This is a genomic window from Vibrio sp. ABG19 (assembly GCF_029962385.1).
Taxonomy (GTDB): domain Bacteria; phylum Pseudomonadota; class Gammaproteobacteria; order Enterobacterales; family Vibrionaceae; genus Vibrio; species Vibrio ostreae.
Genome location: NZ_CP071707.1, coordinates 698112 through 716510, shown reverse-complemented (window position 1 = coordinate 716510; position 18399 = coordinate 698112). Strand labels below are relative to the sequence as shown.

Sequence of the window (18399 nt, the reverse complement as noted above, 5' to 3'; positions counted from 1 at the left end):
TTGAGGTAAACACTATGCAATTTGACTTATCCGTGATTTGGTTCGCGATCATTGTCTTCGCCACCCTGATGTATATTGTGATGGACGGCTTTGATCTCGGCATCGGCATTCTGATGCCCTTCATCAGGCATCACAAACATAAAGACATGATGGTCAACAGCGTTGCCCCTGTCTGGGACGGCAATGAAACTTGGCTGGTGCTGGGCGGCGCGGCGTTGTATGGCGCATTCCCGCTCGCTTATGCGGTGATCAGCGAAGCCCTGACCATCCCATTAACCCTGATGCTGATCGCGTTGATCTTCCGTGGTGTGGCGTTTGAGTTCCGCTTTAAGGCCCTGCCCAACCATCTGCAATTCTGGGATCGCTCGTTTATGGCCGGCTCTGTTTTAGCCACCTTCTGCCAGGGTATAGTCGTCGGTGCGGTGATTCAGGGCTTTGATGTCCAAAACCGGGTGTTCATTGGTGGTCAGCTCGACTGGCTGACGCCTTTCCCGCTGCTCTGCGGCCTGGGCTTGCTCGCGACCTATGCCCTGCTCGGCGCCACCTGGCTGATCATGAAAACCGAAGGAGAGTTACAGCACATCCTGTATAGGCTGAGCTACAAAACACTGCTTACAATGATCGCAGCTCTGGTAATGGTAAGTATTTGGACGCCACTGGCTTATCCTTCGATTGCCGAGCGCTGGTTCTCACTGCCGAACCTCTATTACCTGCTACCGGTACCGCTAATTACCGCCCTGGTGTGCCTCAAACTGGCTAAATCCGTGCGTAACCGCCGTGAACGCAGCCCGTTTATCATGGCGCTGCTCATCGTGTTGCTTGGCTTTGCAGGACTGGGGATCAGTATCTGGCCGAATATCATTCCGCCCAACATCACCATCTGGCAGGCTGCGGCTCCCCACAAGAGCCAAAGCTTTATGCTGGTTGGTGCCGCTATGATCATTCCGGTTATCCTCGCCTACACCTTCTGGAGCTATTACGTCTTCGCCGGCAAGGTCAACGAAGATGAAACCTATCACTAACATAACAGCAGGGGAAAAGATGAAAAAGAATCTCCAACAGTGGGGCTGGATGCTGGTCATCTGGGCCGCCAGTATCGCTGCCCTTGGTGCAGTATCCATTGGGTTTCGCCTGCTGATGACCGCAGCCGGACTGAAATCTTAACCCTTCCATTGAGCTTGCGAGGCTTCTATCTCCATCCCCGGTTTTTCGCTTGATTCCGGGGGTTTTGTGCGCCAATCAGTGTGTGACCGAGCCAATACCAAACACGATATAAACCTTATCCGAAGCATTTCTGCCACAGTAAACCTCCCCAAAACTAACGACATATCATTGTCGGTGTAAAAAGAGCCGCTACGCCGCTCTCATCATTCACACTCTCCAATACCAGCCAAATCACTCTTTACTTTACACGTTGTTATTTTGCGCTTGTACACGGATGAATGTCGTGCGCTTAATCGTAATCAAAGCTCTGATGTGCCAATGTCGGCGCTTGATAAACGGACACGCGGCATTATATTTATCTCAGCCAAGAGAATGATAAACAGTTTAATCAAACAACTGTTATATGTTTAAAATTACATTCTGTATCTACATCAAGACCGGCAAACCTTTTAGCATGGCGGAAAAACAGCAAAATAAAACAAATCATACCAAATGGGTATTAAGCCAGATAAACATAAGCCTTTGGTTTTTCTAACGTAAGTAGATATTGAATTTGATGGAGATAGATAATGAGCAACGGTTGGTTTAACTTCTTTCCTTACTTTGCAGGCGCACTTAAGATCATTGTGACAGCGATTGGCGCTTACTTTGCGATTAAATGGCATTTTGATGAAGATCGACGGGTAAAAGAAGCAGAAGGCGTGGTATTTGAACCACAAAGCTTCAAGAAAAAGTTGGCCAAGATGCTCGCCATTCCAGTCATTCTGACCCTTCTGATCATTATCACCATCTACGCCACTAATTGGATACTTGACGCTTATTGACGGGGTATGTTGAGACGATCGAGAGTTAGCGATTTGATATTGTCTGCTCACTTCGTTAAAAAACTGTCGATAAAATAGATAATGCTTGATGATGAAACTGGGGACGGATGTGCTTACCCAAAGCTTGGTTAATTTTTTCTGAGCATTAAGATTTGCGACACCAACGGCGGAGTTTTCCACACTTTTTGTGATATTTGTCCATATTCCATCGGGCTCGTTAGTTGAAACAAGACTAGCCAAATTACAATCGGTTGCATATTTAACTCAGACAGGTCACACCGATCGGGCAAATTTTTGCCTAGCAGTATTTACCTTTATGATGCACTGATGATGGATGTAAGAGACTGAAAAATGACGGATATGAGCCGTACCAATATGCGCTGGATAGAAGGAGATACGTTACCTGAAAAGGCCGCGCCTAAGCTGTCCCCGAAAGAAAAATATCTACAACAAGTACAAGAGAATTATCGCCAGTCGGATGAGAGCTGGAGCTATGTTCAGGCAAATGAAGACCGCTACGCTGCCCATCGAGCAGATGTACTTTCTCGGCGAAGCCCTTCACAAGTTCTGGATGACTCTCTTCGGGATACCATGACTTCACAGTGTTCACTACAAGAGGAAATGGCTAAGAATCATCAACATGTTCTCATTACTGATTTAAAAGATGCGCATAAAGTTCTGCATAACCTTTGGTTCGAATCTGGACATGATGTCGCGGCGATCGCCGCAAGCATCAATACGGCAAAATCTTGGTTCAACCATACAGAACCAATGTTTAACGCCCATTCTATTGCTAAACAGTTTGGCGACATGGGTATCAAAGCCGATTTAATCGAAAGTAAAGGTAAGACGTTCATTGCGTTTAACGGTACCGACAATAACGGAAAAGTGCTCAAGCATGCGTTTGTGAACGAAACTCGAATCAATATGAATGGTAAAAAATATCCATTGAACTCTTTTAAATCGATGCAAGCTGGTTTTAGTCCTCAATCTCGCTCGGACAACTTCAAAGGTGCCGGCGTTGTCACGTTCTTTGTATCGTCAGGAATCGCTACCACCGAACTGGTATTTAACAATGACTATCACCTTGTGGATTGGTTCGGGAATGTTGGTAGCGACATGTTTAAAGCATTGGTTCAGTATGGTGCCGGTGAAGCTATGTTATTTTCCGCTGCTTATGCGAGCGCTCCAATTCTAGCGGGAGCGATATTTGTAATGATCGCTTACTTAGGTATTGAATATCTTTGGGGTGAATACAGAGTGCGTGATTCAATTGTGGAGGAATTAAAGAGTGTCACTGGGAGTTAAGGTTCGATTAGCTTGCTTATTTCTGTTTGGCGTTGCGTTTGGGGTTTGGGCAGTGTGTACCTACGGTGTTTACAGTGATTATAGGGATATAATCAATCGTGCGGACGTAGTGCAAGTATCGATTCTTACGCTTTGGGTTCCTTTAGGGGGATTCGGCGCAATTGCTTGTGTCTTGATGATGCTGCCAAAGGTGCTTTATTCAGGGAAGAAGATGAACGAGCTCTATACTCAGCGTCAATTTATACTGGCAAACAAAGTTTGTATTTGGTTTGCCTTAATCGGAGTGGCATTTGCTGCTGGCTGGACATACTACTCCCTCGACTTACTAGAAAAATATGGATATGTGTATAGTCGAGATCTCACGCGAATCACACCGACAGGGATACATCTAATCTATGTTAAGCTGCCGCAATACTGACATATTTAGAATACATTTACACTCAAGGGGCTTATTGCCCCTTGTTTCCTTTGGGTTAAGCGAGTTCTTATATACGCAGCAATGGAAAAATCGGACTCTAATAATAACGGAGCTTGAAAATGCCACAGCAAACTAAAGTGAGAATTGCAGGCGCTTGCTTACTATTACTTATGGTCGGCGGTTGGTTCTTTATATCTTATACCGCATTGCAAGATTACTTAGATTTGTTGAATCATAAGCATGTGGTGACGTTCTCACCTGTTGTATTGTTGGTGCCGATTGGTGGGCTCGGTGCAGTTCTCTGTGCGGTAGTTCTTTTCCCTAAAACCATTTGGTACGGGAAAAGGTTTGATGAAATATACTCATCCAAAATGATATCAAGAGTTAACAGGATATCCGTATATTTCATCCTCATCGGCGTAGCATTTGCAGCAGGATGGACTTATCACACTTTTGATTTGATGGATAAATACGGTTACGTGTACAGTGACGAACTCAATAGGAATGCGGGTACAAGTATTTACTGAAAATGGGTAAAATCTAGGTAGATTAGCTAGTACATCATTGGCGTTGAGCCATACTTTCACTAGCCACTTTCCATTTTTGACGTAAAAAAGAGCCGCTAAAAAGCGGCTCTCATTAGTTCGATATTTCCGATGTATTATCGGATTACTCTTTACCGTAGACGTTGTTCTCTTGCTCTTGCACACGGATGAATGTAGTGCGCTTGGTTAGCTCGCGAAGCTCTGATGCGCCTACGTAGGTGCAGGTTGAGCGCACGCCACCCAGGATGTCCTGAATGGTGTTTTCAACCGGGCCGCGGTACGGCAATAGTACGGTTTTTCCTTCAGCTGCGCGGTAACCGGCAACGCCGCCGGAATGCTTGTCCATCGCGCTCTTAGAAGACATGCCGTAGAACTTCATGAAGGTTTCGCCGTCGACGGAAACCAGTTCACCACCCGACTCTTCATGTGCAGCCAGCATGCCGCCCAGCATCACGAAATCCGCGCCGCCGCCGAAAGCTTTGGCAACATCGCCCGGGCATGAACAGCCGCCGTCACCGATGATACGGCCACCCAGACCATGCGCGGCATCAGCACATTCAATAATGGCAGAGAGTTGTGGGTAACCAACACCGGTTTTCACGCGTGTGGTGCACACCGAACCCGGGCCTATGCCCACTTTAACGATGTCAGCACCGGCCAGGATCAGCTCTTCGACCATATCGCCCGTCACCACGTTACCGGCTGAAATCACTTTGTCGGGGAATTCGGCGCGCACGCGTTGTACGTAATCCACCAGGTGCTCTGAGTAACCGTTGGCAATATCGATACAGATGAAAATCAGTTCATCGCTCAATGCCATGATGTCCTGCGTCTTTTTAAAATCCGCTTCTGAGGTACCGGTCGATACCATCACATGGTTCAGCGTGTCCGTATCAGCGTCTTTAACAAACTCCGCCCAGTCTTCCACTGTGTAGTGTTTATGCACAGCAGTCATCACGCCGTGTTTAGCCAGCGCGTGCGCCATCCCAAAGCTACCGACCGAATCCATGTTGGCGGCGATAACAGGTACACCCGCCCATTGACGGCCACTATGCTTGAAGGTAAACTCGCGGGTTAAATTTACTTGAGAACGGCTTTTTAAGGTTGAACGTTTCGGGCGAAACAGGACATCTTTGAAACCTAACTTAAGTTCTTGTTCGATGCGCATTATGTAATTCCTTGATTGATTCACAAATTGTGTCTCTTTTGCAGAATGCGTAGTACCCAGGTTGGCAGACTTGAGTACTTTGCGGACACAAAAAAACCGGAGCGTTGGCAGACGCTCCGGTTTTCAGCATTATAGGCCGTGATTTCTTTCCGGCAAGTCTGATATTTGACATTTTTTTGTGTTACGCTGGCAAAGATTCCATACCTGCTCCCCCGCACAGAGTCCCATTTTATCTCATCAAAATTATTTATTGATAAAATACAGTAAGTTACTAAACACCCTGCTTATACATCCACCTGGTCAACGATTAAACACCTTACCATCACTTACAAATCCCGACGCTTTTTCGTTACTTATTTGCTCTTGTTGATAATGATTTTTGCTACCTTGATCGGCGTTTTATTCATCAAACGCAGCTCCCTCGGCTAATTTCTTCTATGTTTACAAAGATGTGATTGATGGCTGACCTGAGTCCAAAACCGACGAAATGAGTGCTGGGCCCTGAACTTTCAACGTGCTAGTTGAAGTGTGCTGACTGCGGGCCAACTCATTTATGAATCAACAACAATAATGAGCGTTCTCCGGGAGAATAACGATGAATAGCAGATGGATAACCGCAGTGGTGCTGGGCACAGTGTGTTCGGCTTTGTCACCGTTGGCCGCCGCTGTGGGCGAGCACCAGTTCAGTGCCGATGTCGGCTATACCGACCTCGACAACGGCTACAGCAGCGATGAAGTGCTGACAACCTCACTCGGTTACAGTTACTACATCACTAGCTTTGTGGCAGTGGATTTAGGCTATAACGGCACTTTATCGAACAAAGCGAAATTACGCGATGGCAACGGCAATGCCATCGAAACTAAATATGACAGTTATTCGGCCGGTGCCCGGGTCGAATTGCCTTTCAGCTCGTTTGCCACTGTGTTTGCCCGTGGCGGCGCCGCTTATACCGAGCTGAAAGAGGAAAACGTCTCGGCCAGTCCGAGTACATCGACCACCCACTCCGGAGTGAATCCTTATGTCAGTGCCGGGGCGCGTATCCAGATGCCAAATAATCCGAATGTACAGCTCAGTGCTGAAATCACGTATCAGGATCTGGAACATGGTTATGACAGCACCTCGGTATCGGTCGGTGCCCGCCTTCGCCTGTAGCACAGACATCACCCAAGGTGAGCAAAAAGCACACACATTGCGCTCACCTTATTCTCTTAGAAAAGATGTGGTTTATTTTTTGCCGTATCCGTTTAACTATAGCGATAATTAATTGAAGTCAGGTCTTATTTAAGGAGACTGTTATGATTGATATCGCTTTTTTCAGCGCGAAAACTTACGACGAAACCTCATTTCGTAAAATCGTTGATAACGATAAATTTACGCTGCACTTTCACGATTTCCGTCTTACCGAGAAAACTGCCCAGATGGCGCAGAATTGCAAAGTGGTCTGTGCGTTTGTCAACGACGATCTAGGTGAGGAGGTTCTCACTAAATTGTATGACGGTGGTACCCGCCTGATTGCTATGCGCTGCGCCGGTTTCGACAAAGTTGATCTCGATGCGGCCAAACGTCTCGGCATGCAGGTTGTGCGTGTACCAGCCTACTCTCCGGAAGCCGTTGCCGAGCACGCTATCGGTCTGATGATGTGCCTTAACCGTCGTTACCATAAAGCGTACCAACGCACCCGCGATGCCAACTTCTCCCTAGAAGGTCTGGTTGGCTTTAACTTTTACGGTAAAACGGTCGGCGTAATTGGCTCGGGTAAAATTGGCGTGGCTGCGATGCGTATTCTGAAAGGTCTGGGGATGAATATTCTCTGCTTTGACCCGTACCAAAACCCGGTTGCCATTGAACTAGGGGCCAAGTATGTCAGCCTGCCAGAACTGTTCAGCAACAGTGACATCATTACGCTGCACTGCCCGATGAGCAAAGAGAACTACCACCTGCTGGATGAAGCTGCATTCAATCAGATGAAAGACGGCGTGATGATCATCAACACCAGTCGTGGTGAGCTGCTGGACTCAGTGGCCGCCATCGAAGCGCTGAAACGTGGCCGTATCGGCGCGCTTGGCCTGGATGTGTATGACAACGAAAAAGATCTGTTCTTCCAGGACAAGTCCAACGATGTCATTGTCGATGACGTTTTCCGCCGTTTGTCGGCGTGCCACAATGTGATGTTTACCGGCCACCAGGCATTTCTGACCGAAGATGCGCTGCACAATATTGCCGAAACCACACTCAACAATGTGCTGGCATTCGAGCAAGGCAGCACATCCGGCAACGAACTGGTTAACTGAGTATTATCTCAATCTGATCAGCCCCTGAGTTGAACAACTGACTTATTTCACCAACGGACTTATTTCACCAACGGACCTAGTTAACTAACGGACCCAGTTAACTAACGGACCTAGTTAACCAACTGAATTAGTTAACCAACTGACGCAGATAGCTGAACAGATCACTGGCGAGCAACCCGCGCTCGCCAAATTCCTTGGCGTTCATGTCTGCCGCCATGCTGTGGATCTGCACACCAAGCTTCGCCGCATCAGTCAGGCTCAGGCCCTGAGCCAATAAAGATGCGATGATGCCAGTTAACACATCCCCCATGCCACCGGTTGCCATGCCCGGATTACCGGCCAGGCACACATAGGTCTGCTGGCCGTCATACACCAGAGTACCGGCACCTTTGAGCACAATCACACCACCGAATTTCTTATACAGAGCTTTGACCGCACTAAAGCGATCCGCTTCTATCTGGCTGACTTTACAATCGAGTAGTTTTGCCGCTTCCGCCGGATGCGGCGTAATGATGCGCTGGGCGTCAAACCCACCGGACAATGCGAGAAAATGCAGCGCATCGGCATCCAGTACTTTGGGCTTTTCACTTCTTTCGACATGCTGCATGATATGACGCGCGGTATCATTACGGCCCAAACCAGGCCCGACAGCAATCACATCGCACCACTGCAACCGCTCATCGATGAATGACATTTCATTCCAGCCGGCAGCCATGATTTCCGGACAGGCAGCCAGCATAGCCATGATATTACTGGCGTGCATCAGAGTCGCGGTTAAACCGGCGCCACAGCGCGCGCACGCTTTGGCAGACAGAATCGCTGCCCCGCCCAAACCTTCATTGCCACCGATAATCAATGCCTTTCCATGGCTGCCTTTATGAGAACTCGGTTCACGCTTGGTCAGGAGCTGTTTGATCGACTTAGGGTCGATGGCCTGTAAAGTCGGCGTATTTTGCGAATTGAACGTCTCTTCCACCCCCAGTCCGGCAAAATTAAGATCGCCGACATAGTTACGCGCTTTACCCGTCACCAACCCTTGTTTGAGACCGATAAAACTCACCGTATGGGTGGCCCGAATCGATGCGCCCAGCACCGAACCGGTGTTGGCACATAAGCCGGATGGCACGTCGATCGCGACAATGGGTGCCGGACTGCGATTCAGCGTATCAATCAACTGTTGCAACGGCTCGCGCACTGTGCCGCTTAATCCGGTGCCAAGCAAGGCATCAATGATCAGATCGACATCCCTTGGCACTTCATCGTCAATCGGATAGACCTCACCGCCATGATCCAACCAGTGATAGTACGCCGATAGTGCATCGCCGCGCAGTTGCTCTGGGTCGCCATATTGCCACACCGTCACCTGCACGCCGAGTGAACGTGCCAGACACGCGACAATGTAACCATCTCCGCCATTATTGCCTCCGCCGCAACACACCAGCCAGTGATGAGCGCCCGGATACTGAGCATAAGCGACGGTAAAAGCCGCCTGGCCTGCGCGTTCCATCAGGCTGAACATCTCCAGCCCTATGGTTTTCGCAGCCATGGCTTCACCTTGTTTGACTTGTTCGGCAGTGTAGAAGACTTTGGGTAACGGCATGGTTCTTCTCCTTGCAGGATAATGGGGATCCCGCGGCAGCAACTGAGCTTAAAGTGTATGCAAAAAAGCCAAGGGCTTCCTTGGCTTTGCACCATTTTTGCGTGGTGAGTTGTTTGTTTACCAGGCGCTCACTGGCTTTGCAGCGTCATCAGCGCTTCAGCGGTTGCGTCCTGCACCGACAAAAACAGTGAGTTCACTTTGCCGGTCGGCGTGCGCATCGGATTGAGCGTAATGTTCTGATACATGAACTCCGCCTGCTGGGTCACCGGACGGACGTTACGACATTTAAACAGATAAGGGCGCTGTTGCCAGGTGATAAAGCTGCGGCAACCCAGATCGTACACCGGCTTGGTTTTAAGCTTGAACCACTCCGGCGGGATTTCAGGAAACAGGGTAAACAACGACTGTCCGATGGCATCATGGGCCTGCTTGCCGCTGTGGTGGGTCATAAACCCGTTCCATACCTGCACATTGTAATCACGATCGAGAACCACCAGCCCCATGTCTACGTTCTGCACCATGTCCACCATCCAGTGGAACTGCTCAAATTCAGCCGGTAAAGTCAGCATCAGAAGTCCTCCATCAGGTAAGCCAGTTTGTGATCCAGCAGCGGCAGTGACTCATCCACAAACATAAATAGCAGATCGCAGCGAATTGAGGTGCCTTCAATGTTGTAACTCACTTCAAAGGTCATGGTTTTCTTAAACGATCCTGCGGTAGATTCAATGATCGAATCGATCGAAATATGTTGGCCAAGTAATACCGGCGCACTCTGGAAAAAGCGTACTTCCGCCTGTTCACCAAGGCCATTAAGAAACGAGCCGACCAGAATATTGGAAACATCCATCAGCAGCTCGAGCTCTTCCAGCTCGACACTTTCTGCCGGAACCTGCATCAGTTTTTTCAGATCCGACACGCTGGAATCACTGAGCAGCACTAAAGCTTCACCTGCAATCCCCTCACCGCTGAATCCCTGGCATACCCCCGAAACCTGACTGTTGTCAGCCAGATCACGCAGCGCCATATGCAATTCGCTCACTTCAAAGATATTGACGTTAGGCAACGGTAGCTGGACAAACACATCGAAATGACGTGCCAGCGCATCGGCAGCGCGACCAATGGAAACGTTAGCCACTTCCATATAAATGTCACGGCGGCGCAAAACCGGCAGTTCGATGCTGATCGGCGTCACCAATCTCGGTTGAGTCGGCGGCTCAAGAATCTCGCGAATCACCGCATTAAGATCGGTTTGACTGATTGGCTTTTGGATAAAGGCTTTCGCCCCCAGCGCAATGACCCGTTCTCTGGCCTTGGGCTGAATATCACCGGAAACCACCACGACCGGCGTCGAGTCATTGTTTGACTGCATGGCTTCAAGCGTGCCAAAGCCGTCCAACTCTGGCATGGTCAAATCAAGGAACATCAGCTGATAGGAATTTTGCTCCAGCAGCGCAAGCGCTTCCAGACCGTGAGTAGCAAAGGTGATATCGGCGTTTAAGGCGGCGGGCAGCGAGCGCGCCATCTGCTTTCTGGCCAGGGCCGAGTCATCACAAATGAGTATGGAATACGACATACAGTGACCGTCCGTGCTGATGTGGGTGTAACAGTGAGTGTATACCCATTTTTGCCCCGCAAGCCAGAATATTAGGCTTACTTATTGATAACTCGACTGTTCGCTCAAATTAGCGGCGGGATTAATCCGCCCCGCGTGCGGTTAATGTGCGAGCCGGGTAAGAGATCATCCGTGTTACGAAGCAGGGAATTCAGTACCCCGGCCACAGGGTCAGTACAATGATGCGCAGCACCACAGCAAACACCACCATCGCAATGCCGAGGCGATACCATTTATACTCTGCCACCGTCATCGGAATGCGCTTGTAAAACATCGTCACAACGCCTTTCCAGTCATGACTGCGCTTGCCGTACTGAGTAATCCCGGTCAGTACAAATATAATCCCGGCCACTAAAACGGCTTTTTCAATCCAAAACAGTGTGGTTTCCATACGTCCGCCCTTTCCTTACTATTTAGCGCTCAGTGTATTAGCTCAGTGTATTAACAATACAGCGCTGTGGCTGTAGAACTATAGTCGAACTTTATCTCCTCAGATCACTTATCCCTCAAACCTCGTCCACGACGCTATCCCCGCTTCAGATAAAGCTGTCTGAACAGACAAAAGAGTAAAAGTTAAACTGGAGAAATAGCAAAAGAGGCCGAAGCCTCTTTTTATCGAATCACACTATTTACGCCGTCGTTTACCGCGCACAGGGCCTGACTACGCTGAGATCTCCGGTGCTTTAGTCATGCTGTCGCGGTAGGTAAACCACAGGTAGGTGACCACAATCGAGAAGAACAGATAAGACAGCGCAAACACGATAGGTGATGTTATCAACTGAGCCGACATGCCCCAGGCAACACCAAGAATGGTCACACCGACTTTGGCCAGTAAGCCGCAAATCAGCAAAAACAGCGCAAGCTCCGGGAAACGGGTGCTACGAAACGCAAACCAGTAGCAGCTTCCTACCGCCAGGGCTGCCACTGACAGGCCGAGCATAAAAGAATGTAAATGATCAGCAGACGCTACGCCGGCTGACACCGATGTCATCATGATCACTAACAGCTTTATCATAGGATTACCTCTGCTTTAAAAGCACACTTTCAATAATGGAATCTCATTTTGTGCGCATTTTCGCTGATCTGATTTTTATTGCAAGTAGCCGTAAATCGTAAAAATGCGTACAAAGTTTAACCGCCCGAACTTTGTTAAAAGAGGGTTAAAATTCAATCGCCACTCAAGTAGTAATAGCAGCACCTGACAGGGCTAAGGTGAGTCTGAATGTGCGTTTTGATACAAACTTTTAACGGTTGTAAATTTTTGTTTCATTGCTGAAAATGTGACCACAACCAACTCTATTGCGCTGCGGTAACCTGAGATTGCGAAAATAAGGCAACACTTAAGCCGTTACTGAACGGCATCAGCAAAACAGGGGCCGCAAACTGATTAAGACACAATTCCCCCATATCAGGACTCTCAGAGTCTGCGCAGTAACAAATGATTACAAAAAACCGGTACGCGGCAGGAAGGGCAAAAAATGCAAGAAAGGCGCTGTTTTTGACAGCGCCTTTCTTTATTAATGATGAAAAACCAGTTTATGAAGAGAGCTGGGGGATGGAAAAAACCTAGTCGAATGCATCTCTTAAGCAGCATTGGAATAGGTCTCTCTCCCTTTATGTTTCATGCTACGTTTGAAGCTGCCTTTGCCCTTTTTCGCTTTCTCAACTCGCTGTCTGAATAACTGACTCGTCACGACGGCTTTCAGTGCGTTGTCTTTAATGGTGCCGCGTCCGAACTCGGTGTCTGCACACTGATGTCCGCGCACCGGTTTTGCTGAGTGGCTCATTGATACCTCCTTGGGTGACAAAATGATGAGCTATTTCGTCGCGTATTGTGCGCCTAATTTTCTTTGAGTCAATCATCTGCACTGCCATTCAAGCCGCTTTTTTTTGCATTTAATAGATACTCAATTGCACAAAAAGCGTACGAAGAGCAAAAAATTTGATAAAAACTGAAAAAGCGTCGTCGTTGAGTGAAGATTCGATTGACAACCCCCGGGATTACTCTAGACTCGATAGCAGCTAGAAATGAAGTTCTTTGTATACACATTGTTTCGTTGGATTACTTGTAAGTCCCGTAGTGTCGTACGCATAGCAAGCTACTTTTCCACGCTATCCGCGCCAATGTCGGCGATATTTAAATTTTGATTTAGGATTTACACTATGTCTACTCCAGTTACTGGTACCGTTAAATGGTTCAACGAAACTAAAGGTTTTGGTTTTATCAAGCAAGAAAACGGTCCTGACGTTTTTGCTCACTTCAGCGCAATCCAAGGTGACGGTTTCCGCACTCTAGCTGAAGGTCAAAAAGTTGAGTTCGTAATCACTCAAGGCCAAAAAGGCCCACAAGCTGAAAGCATCAAAGTTCTGTAATTGAACTGACCAAATATATAGTAGCCAGCTCACAGAGCTGGCTATTTTCGTTTCTGGGACTCGCAAAATTTCTCCGGCTTCGTTGCTTACGTACCTGTTTTATCCGACATCAGTTTTATCTGACGTACGTTTTATCTGACGTAAGTTAAGTTCTTCGGCCTGAGCATTTTCTCTGACGTAAGCATTTTCATGGCACTTAAACCCACTATCTATAAATTCCGCCTTTCCCTGTCGGACATCAACCGTGATCACTACGATACTCTCAACCTCACTGTAGCGTTACACCCGTCTGAAACCAATGAGCGTATGATGGCCCGCGTGATGGCATTCTGTCTCAACGCTCACCCGGACTTACAGTTTACCAAAGGCATCTCAACCACCGCTGAACCGGACATTTGGCAAAAAGACCTGGCTGACCACAACCTGTTGTGGATTGAGCTAGGTGAGCCGGACGTAGAGCGTGTTAAAAAAGTGACACGTCAGAGTGCGGTAACCAAGGTATATACTTATCAGGTGAAATCTGACATCTGGTGGCAGCAGAACAAAGGTAAACTCAGTTACCATCAGGCTGAGATCGTGCGCTTCGATCCGGAAGTGATCAGCGCAATGGCGGCCGAACCAAAACGCACCATGGACTTGTCTGTGATGATCAGTGGTCACTCTTTGTTTGTCGAGGGTGACCTGGGCAGTCATGAACTGACCTTTGATGTGTTGCAGTCACTGCCTGAATAAGCGGCAGGCCCCCCCTCTGCTCTTGGCGGATAGTATGCAGCAGCAAAAAGGCCCTTCACGGGCCTTTTGTTTATATGTTTTGGCTTGATGCGCTTTATGCCGTCAGCGTTGCGTGCGGGCCGAACATCTCATAGTGGATGCGCTCCGGATTAACCCCTAACTGACCCAGCTGCGCGACGATATTTTGCATAAACGCCACCGGGCCACACAGGTAGAAATCCCCCTCAGCCAACGGTAGTTCAACATCCGTCAATTGCATCTGGCCCTGACGTGATTCGCCCTGCTCGCCTTGCAGATACCAGATATGTTGCTGCCACTGTTGGGTAGCCACCAGCGTCGCGGTTTCATCAACAAAAGAGTGCTGGGAGGGAGAATGACACGCATGCAGATAAGTCACTTCCTGTTTACCCTGTTTAGCCAATGTCTGCAGCATCGCCTGCATCGGAGTCGCGCCGACACCCGCTGAAATCAGCACCACAGAACGCTCACGTTCGACATAATGGAAATCGCCCGCCGGAGCGTACAGGTTAACAATATCGCCTTCTTGCACCGCAGCATGAAGGTGATTCGACACCAGGCCCGCAAACTCGCTCTCAGCGCCTTCACGTTTCACCGAAATACGATAGTCTTGACCATTACTCGCCTGCGACAACGAATACTGGCGAATCTCTTTGTAGGCCGAACCAAGCGGCGTCACTTCAATACTAATGTACTGACCTGGCAGGTACTCCAGCACTGGCAGGCCATCTTGCGGCGTCAGGACAAAACTGGTGACCAGCTCGGATTCAATCCGCTTCTCACTGACCACAAACGGACGGGCATTCTGCCAGCCACCGGCTGCCTGTTTACGCTGCAGATACAGTTCACCTTCACGATCGATAAACACTTTGGCCAGGAACAAATAAGCATCGGTCCAGGCTTGCTCAACTTCAGCAGTAAACGCCTCCGGAGCCAGTTCACGCAGGGTCTCAATCAGGTGATGGCCGACAATTTGGTAATGATCCGGCTGGATATTGAAACTGGTGTGCTTGTGCGCAATGCGTTCTACCGCGCTGCTCAGGGCTTCCAGGCTGTCGATGTGTTTGGCATACGCTGCGATGGCTTCAAACAAAGCCACACTCTGACGGCCCGTCTTTTGGTGCGTCATGTTGAAAATATTCTGCAGCTCAGGATTATGGCTGAACATACGGTGATAAAAATGGCGGGTCAGAGCCGGGCCGGCGGATTCAAGCAGTGGAATGGTACTTTTTACAATCGCGATAGTATGGTCATTGAGCATAAAATGATGTTCCCCATTTTTTGAGATAATGTCAGGCGGGCTGACCACTGTAAATGTGTGGCCTGAGACCTGACGTCGATTCTTCTGTAACCGATATTGCAGGTTCAATGCCACTTTCTATCTCACTGAAAAACATAAATTTGATTGAAATATCGCCACGATAAAAATGTCAAAATAACTCGTTTATTTCATGTCATTTTGACACTACAATATCAAAAAACACCATCGGACATGCTTATGCCGGATTTCTCCATTTCCACCCTGGTCGATATGACCATCGGACTCGCCAGCGGACTCAATGATGAAGACCGTTTTAACCGTCTGCTGGATGCGGTACGAAAAACCATTCAGTGCGATTGCGTAGCCCTGATGTCACTGCAAAAAGAGACCTTGATCCCTCTCGCGATGCAAGGTCTGACCCGCGACACCATGGGACGCCGTTTTCTGATTGCGGAGCATCCACGCCTGGAGCAAATCTGTCATTCATCGGCTCCGGTGCGCTTCAATGCCGATTGTCCGCTACCTGACCCGTTTGACGGCCTGCTGCTCGATCATGACGACGATCTGCCAATGCACTCCTGCATGGGGCTGCCTTTACGATTTGGTGACAGCCTGCTCGGGGTCCTGACGCTGGACAGCCTGACTCCCAATGCCTTTGAACGGATCCCTGAACGCAGTCTGGAAGTATTGTCGGCAATTGCGGCGTCTACCCTGAAAATGGCGCTGACCTTTTCCCAGCTTGAAGCTCAAGCCAAGCAGACTCAGCTGCGTCTTGAAGAGTTGAATGAAGAGGCCTGGGAACGAGACGGCAGCGAGCTGATTGGTCAAAGCAGCGCAATGCAGGCGATGAAAAGCGATTTGGATGTGGTTGCCCCCTCCCAGTTCAATATTCTTATCCATGGCGAGACCGGTGTCGGTAAAGAATTAGTGGCGCGGACCATCCATCACCAGTCAGCTCGCCGCCGCCAACCGCTGATCTATGTCAACTGTGCCGCCATTCCGGAAAACCTGGTCGAGAGTGAGTTGTTTGGCCATGTCAAAGGCGCCTTTACCGGTGCTGATCGTGATCGTATGGGTAAGTTCGCACTGGCGAACGGCGGAACGCTATTCCTCGATGAAATCGGCGAGCTGCCGCTGGCAGCGCAGAGCAAGATTCTGCGTGCGCTGCAAAATAATGAGATTCAGCCGGTGGGCATGGATAAGGTGCAAACCATTGATGTCCGTATTCTGGCGGCCACCAACCGCGATCTGAAACATGAAGTCGAGGCGGGCCGTTTTCGCGCCGACTTATATCACCGTCTGAGTGTGTATCCGATCTATGTGCCGCCGCTGCGTGAACGCAACGGCGACATCACGCTGCTCGCAGGCTACCTGCTGGAAATCGCCCGCCGCAAGCTCGGTATCGTGCAGTTGAAAATCCAGCAGGCGGCACTGCGTTACCTCATCGGCTATAACTGGCCCGGCAACGTGCGCGAATTGGAACATGTGATTAACCGCGCGGCGCTCAAAGCGCGGGCGCGTCATCCTCAGCAGCCGCTGGTGACCGTAAGCACTGAAGATATCGGACTACTCGAGGGCACAACGCATCCGCGGATTGAGACGAGTCCGGTGCAGGCAGAGCGAGAGCTTCCTCTCAATCAGGGGCTGCGCGAGGCCACCGATGAATTTCAGCGCCGCTTGATCAGTGAAGCACTGACTCAGGCAGACTTCAACTGGGCCAAAGCAGGACGTCAGCTACAAATGGACAGAGCCAACCTCACCCGGCTGGCAAAACGACTGGGCATAGAAGTCACCACAACCCACGACATCAAGCGCCAGTAACGTCTGGTGCCATTGGCCAGCAGCGCCAATGCCCACAAGCAGCAATGTGCAGAAACACCATTACGCAGATACAACAAGGGGGATAATCGCTTATCCCCCTTACGTTATTGTACACAGCATACTGATTGAGCAAGAGCCGTTACCGCGTAAGAACGGTGACTACGCTAAAAACGGTTACTGAACAGAACACACTTATTGAACTGACACAGGTTGTGGTTCGGACGGCGATGCCACATCAGCCGGCTGGCTAAAGGCCTGCTCATATTCATACATAAAATCGCGCCGAATCAGTTGCTCCAGATCGGTGGCCCGCTCAGTCGGACAGAAAATCATCACGTTGACCACCTGCTCGCCGGTCATGGTGGAGGTGATATCGATGTGCGGGTCAGCACTCGGCAGATCAACGCCGGCATGCTTTTCAATCATGGCATTATAGCGGCGTGCCACATCGATAAAGTGCGCAAAGTGCTCTTCAATCCGGGCATTAAGCGCCGGCAGCAGCGGATACAGATTGACGAAATCCGGCACCACAATACTGAAATTGTGGAATACATAGCGCTTCATGAAGTTGAGGTTTTTGACCGGAAAGGTAAAAAACATACTGTTCGGCAAGGTGGCGGTTTTACCGGTGTAATGATAACGCCCGTTCTGCAAATCGATCTCCTGAATCACAGTCGCCATCATGTTGTGTTCGATCACTTCCCCGCTCAGTTTGCCGACTTCAATCCAGTCGCCGATACGAAATGAGCGTGAACTGGCACGCTGGATTGAACCGGTGAAACACAAGATAATCTCTTTCGACGCCACCACAATCGCCACCGCAATTGCCGCAACGGAAAGCGCAAATTCACTGATTTCCGGTTGCCACAAGGCAAACAATATAAACAGGGTCGCCACAAAGGTCCCGTTTTTGGTGCTCGACATCCATTTACGCTGATGCTCGCTGAGAAAAGCGCCATCGCCGCGGATGCGCGCCAAAGCCACCCGACGCAGCAAAATCATCACCGCCAGAATAATGGCCGAGAATATCAATTTGTGTGTGAGCAGATATTCAACGATAACGTTAAGCTTCTCCATTCCCTAATCCTATCTTGTTACATGACTTGATGAGCAGCCCAACTTATCATCAGTGGGTGCCGGGCGTTAGCCCGAGCGTCCACTGAACCTGCGGCCTGATAATCGATTCGGACCCTAAAGTCCCGCCGCAGTGACTCTATGCAACCCGTCCATTATTATGAGTAATAACCTGACTGACAGCTCGCC

The 18399-nt window shown here is 49.3% G+C and carries 20 protein-coding genes; 11 read left to right on the top strand and 9 right to left on the bottom strand.

What is annotated here, in order from left to right; translation table 11 throughout:
- The first annotated feature begins 14 nt into the window (after positions 1-14).
- The 5 genes from cydB to J0X00_RS03165 all read left to right on the top strand — a co-directional run bounded on the left by cydB (position 15) and on the right by J0X00_RS03165 (position 4241).
- Entirely contained in the window at positions 15-1022 is a 1008-nt protein-coding gene (cydB, locus tag J0X00_RS03185; protein ID WP_282476284.1) for a cytochrome d ubiquinol oxidase subunit II, read from the top strand.
- Between the two features lie 19 nt (positions 1023-1041).
- A complete protein-coding gene (locus tag J0X00_RS03180) occupies positions 1042-1164 on the top strand; it encodes a DUF2474 domain-containing protein (RefSeq protein WP_282476283.1) in 123 nt (40 codons plus the stop codon).
- A gap of 569 nt (positions 1165-1733) precedes the next feature.
- Positions 1734-1988 (top strand): hypothetical protein, encoded by a 255-nt coding sequence (locus J0X00_RS03175; protein WP_218561756.1) that lies wholly within the window; start codon positions 1734-1736, stop codon positions 1986-1988.
- 351 nt (positions 1989-2339) lie between these two features.
- On the top strand, positions 2340-3296 hold the full coding sequence (locus tag J0X00_RS03170; protein ID WP_282476282.1) for a hypothetical protein: 957 nt from the start codon (positions 2340-2342) through the stop codon (positions 3294-3296).
- Between the two features lie 537 nt (positions 3297-3833).
- Entirely contained in the window at positions 3834-4241 is a 408-nt protein-coding gene (locus tag J0X00_RS03165; protein ID WP_282476281.1) for a hypothetical protein, read from the top strand.
- A gap of 142 nt (positions 4242-4383) precedes the next feature.
- On the opposite strand, the gene J0X00_RS03160 is transcribed toward J0X00_RS03165, so the two are convergent.
- The gene (locus tag J0X00_RS03160; protein WP_136487414.1) at positions 4384-5427 is read right to left on the bottom strand and encodes a GMP reductase; all 1044 of its coding nucleotides are present in this window, start codon (positions 5425-5427) and stop codon (positions 4384-4386) included.
- Between the two features lie 595 nt (positions 5428-6022).
- Between J0X00_RS03160 and J0X00_RS03155 the strand changes: the two genes are divergently transcribed.
- Positions 6023-6580, top strand: a complete 558-nt coding sequence (locus J0X00_RS03155; protein ID WP_218561749.1) for an outer membrane beta-barrel protein — start codon at positions 6023-6025, stop codon at positions 6578-6580.
- Positions 6581-6723: 143 nt separating this feature from the next.
- Positions 6724-7719, top strand: coding sequence for a 2-hydroxyacid dehydrogenase (locus J0X00_RS03150; protein WP_218561748.1), 996 nt, complete (start codon positions 6724-6726; stop codon positions 7717-7719).
- Between the two features lie 127 nt (positions 7720-7846).
- On the opposite strand, the gene J0X00_RS03145 is transcribed toward J0X00_RS03150, so the two are convergent.
- The 5 genes from J0X00_RS03145 to J0X00_RS03125 form a co-directional block, all read right to left on the bottom strand.
- Positions 7847-9319 (bottom strand): NAD(P)H-hydrate dehydratase, encoded by a 1473-nt coding sequence (locus tag J0X00_RS03145; protein ID WP_282476280.1) that lies wholly within the window; start codon positions 9317-9319, stop codon positions 7847-7849.
- Positions 9320-9447: 128 nt separating this feature from the next.
- Positions 9448-9888, bottom strand: a complete 441-nt coding sequence (locus J0X00_RS03140; protein ID WP_136487419.1) for a PAS domain-containing protein — start codon at positions 9886-9888, stop codon at positions 9448-9450.
- Positions 9888-10892 (bottom strand): response regulator, encoded by a 1005-nt coding sequence (locus J0X00_RS03135; RefSeq protein WP_282476279.1) that lies wholly within the window; start codon positions 10890-10892, stop codon positions 9888-9890. The genes J0X00_RS03140 and J0X00_RS03135 overlap by 1 nt, the downstream gene beginning before the upstream one ends.
- A 190-nt stretch (positions 10893-11082) precedes the next feature.
- The gene (locus J0X00_RS03130) at positions 11083-11322 is read right to left on the bottom strand and encodes a hypothetical protein (RefSeq protein ID WP_282476278.1); all 240 of its coding nucleotides are present in this window, start codon (positions 11320-11322) and stop codon (positions 11083-11085) included.
- A gap of 270 nt (positions 11323-11592) precedes the next feature.
- Positions 11593-11943, bottom strand: coding sequence for an NADH:ubiquinone oxidoreductase (locus J0X00_RS03125; protein ID WP_136487456.1), 351 nt, complete (start codon positions 11941-11943; stop codon positions 11593-11595).
- A 426-nt stretch (positions 11944-12369) separates the two neighbouring features.
- Between J0X00_RS03125 and J0X00_RS03120 the strand changes: the two genes are divergently transcribed.
- Positions 12370-12501 carry a hypothetical protein gene (locus tag J0X00_RS03120; RefSeq protein WP_282476277.1) on the top strand — a complete coding sequence of 44 codons (132 nt, stop codon included), beginning with the start codon at positions 12370-12372 and terminating at the stop codon, positions 12499-12501.
- A 13-nt stretch (positions 12502-12514) separates the two neighbouring features.
- On the opposite strand, the gene J0X00_RS03115 is transcribed toward J0X00_RS03120, so the two are convergent.
- Positions 12515-12718, bottom strand: coding sequence for a ribosome alternative rescue factor ArfA (locus J0X00_RS03115; RefSeq protein WP_136487422.1), 204 nt, complete (start codon positions 12716-12718; stop codon positions 12515-12517).
- A 376-nt stretch (positions 12719-13094) separates the two neighbouring features.
- Between J0X00_RS03115 and J0X00_RS03110 the strand changes: the two genes are divergently transcribed.
- A complete protein-coding gene (locus tag J0X00_RS03110; protein ID WP_000106983.1) occupies positions 13095-13304 on the top strand; it encodes a cold-shock protein in 210 nt (69 codons plus the stop codon).
- A gap of 189 nt (positions 13305-13493) precedes the next feature.
- A complete protein-coding gene (locus tag J0X00_RS03105) occupies positions 13494-14036 on the top strand; it encodes a YaeQ family protein (RefSeq protein ID WP_218561746.1) in 543 nt (180 codons plus the stop codon).
- 94 nt (positions 14037-14130) lie between these two features.
- On the opposite strand, the gene hmpA is transcribed toward J0X00_RS03105, so the two are convergent.
- Positions 14131-15315 (bottom strand): NO-inducible flavohemoprotein, encoded by a 1185-nt coding sequence (gene hmpA, locus J0X00_RS03100; RefSeq protein ID WP_282476276.1) that lies wholly within the window; start codon positions 15313-15315, stop codon positions 14131-14133.
- A 237-nt stretch (positions 15316-15552) separates the two neighbouring features.
- On the opposite strand from hmpA, the gene norR reads away from it, so the two are divergent.
- A complete protein-coding gene (gene norR / locus J0X00_RS03095; RefSeq protein ID WP_218561744.1) occupies positions 15553-17136 on the top strand; it encodes a nitric oxide reductase transcriptional regulator NorR in 1584 nt (527 codons plus the stop codon).
- Between the two features lie 192 nt (positions 17137-17328).
- Here norR and J0X00_RS03090 read toward each other — a convergent pair whose 3' ends face one another.
- On the bottom strand, positions 17329-18213 hold the full coding sequence (locus J0X00_RS03090; protein ID WP_136487426.1) for a mechanosensitive ion channel family protein: 885 nt from the start codon (positions 18211-18213) through the stop codon (positions 17329-17331).
- Between the last annotated feature and the right edge of the window lie 186 nt (positions 18214-18399).

Excerpts from the sequence above, each read along its gene's own strand:
- J0X00_RS03155 (WP_218561749.1), top strand. The coding sequence starts at position 6,023 with ATGAATAGCAGATGGATAACCGCAGTGGTGCTGGGCACAGTGTGTTCG.
- J0X00_RS03140 (WP_136487419.1), bottom strand. The coding sequence starts at position 9,888 with ATGCTGACTTTACCGGCTGAATTTGAGCAGTTCCACTGGATGGTGGAC.
- J0X00_RS03105 (WP_218561746.1), top strand. The coding sequence starts at position 13,494 with ATGGCACTTAAACCCACTATCTATAAATTCCGCCTTTCCCTGTCGGAC.
- J0X00_RS03180 (WP_282476283.1), top strand. The coding sequence starts at position 1,042 with ATGAAAAAGAATCTCCAACAGTGGGGCTGGATGCTGGTCATCTGGGCC.
- J0X00_RS03115 (WP_136487422.1), bottom strand. The coding sequence starts at position 12,718 with ATGAGCCACTCAGCAAAACCGGTGCGCGGACATCAGTGTGCAGACACC.
- J0X00_RS03145 (WP_282476280.1), bottom strand. The coding sequence starts at position 9,319 with ATGCCGTTACCCAAAGTCTTCTACACTGCCGAACAAGTCAAACAAGGT.
- J0X00_RS03120 (WP_282476277.1), top strand. The coding sequence starts at position 12,370 with ATGATTACAAAAAACCGGTACGCGGCAGGAAGGGCAAAAAATGCAAGA.
- J0X00_RS03090 (WP_136487426.1), bottom strand. The coding sequence starts at position 18,213 with ATGGAGAAGCTTAACGTTATCGTTGAATATCTGCTCACACACAAATTG.
- hmpA (WP_282476276.1), bottom strand. The coding sequence starts at position 15,315 with ATGCTCAATGACCATACTATCGCGATTGTAAAAAGTACCATTCCACTG.
- J0X00_RS03135 (WP_282476279.1), bottom strand. The coding sequence starts at position 10,892 with ATGTCGTATTCCATACTCATTTGTGATGACTCGGCCCTGGCCAGAAAG.
- J0X00_RS03165 (WP_282476281.1), top strand. The coding sequence starts at position 3,834 with ATGCCACAGCAAACTAAAGTGAGAATTGCAGGCGCTTGCTTACTATTA.
- J0X00_RS03110 (WP_000106983.1), top strand. The coding sequence starts at position 13,095 with ATGTCTACTCCAGTTACTGGTACCGTTAAATGGTTCAACGAAACTAAA.
- J0X00_RS03175 (WP_218561756.1), top strand. The coding sequence starts at position 1,734 with ATGAGCAACGGTTGGTTTAACTTCTTTCCTTACTTTGCAGGCGCACTT.
- cydB (WP_282476284.1), top strand. The coding sequence starts at position 15 with ATGCAATTTGACTTATCCGTGATTTGGTTCGCGATCATTGTCTTCGCC.
- J0X00_RS03170 (WP_282476282.1), top strand. The coding sequence starts at position 2,340 with ATGACGGATATGAGCCGTACCAATATGCGCTGGATAGAAGGAGATACG.
- J0X00_RS03130 (WP_282476278.1), bottom strand. The coding sequence starts at position 11,322 with ATGGAAACCACACTGTTTTGGATTGAAAAAGCCGTTTTAGTGGCCGGG.
- J0X00_RS03150 (WP_218561748.1), top strand. The coding sequence starts at position 6,724 with ATGATTGATATCGCTTTTTTCAGCGCGAAAACTTACGACGAAACCTCA.
- norR (WP_218561744.1), top strand. The coding sequence starts at position 15,553 with ATGCCGGATTTCTCCATTTCCACCCTGGTCGATATGACCATCGGACTC.
- J0X00_RS03160 (WP_136487414.1), bottom strand. The coding sequence starts at position 5,427 with ATGCGCATCGAACAAGAACTTAAGTTAGGTTTCAAAGATGTCCTGTTT.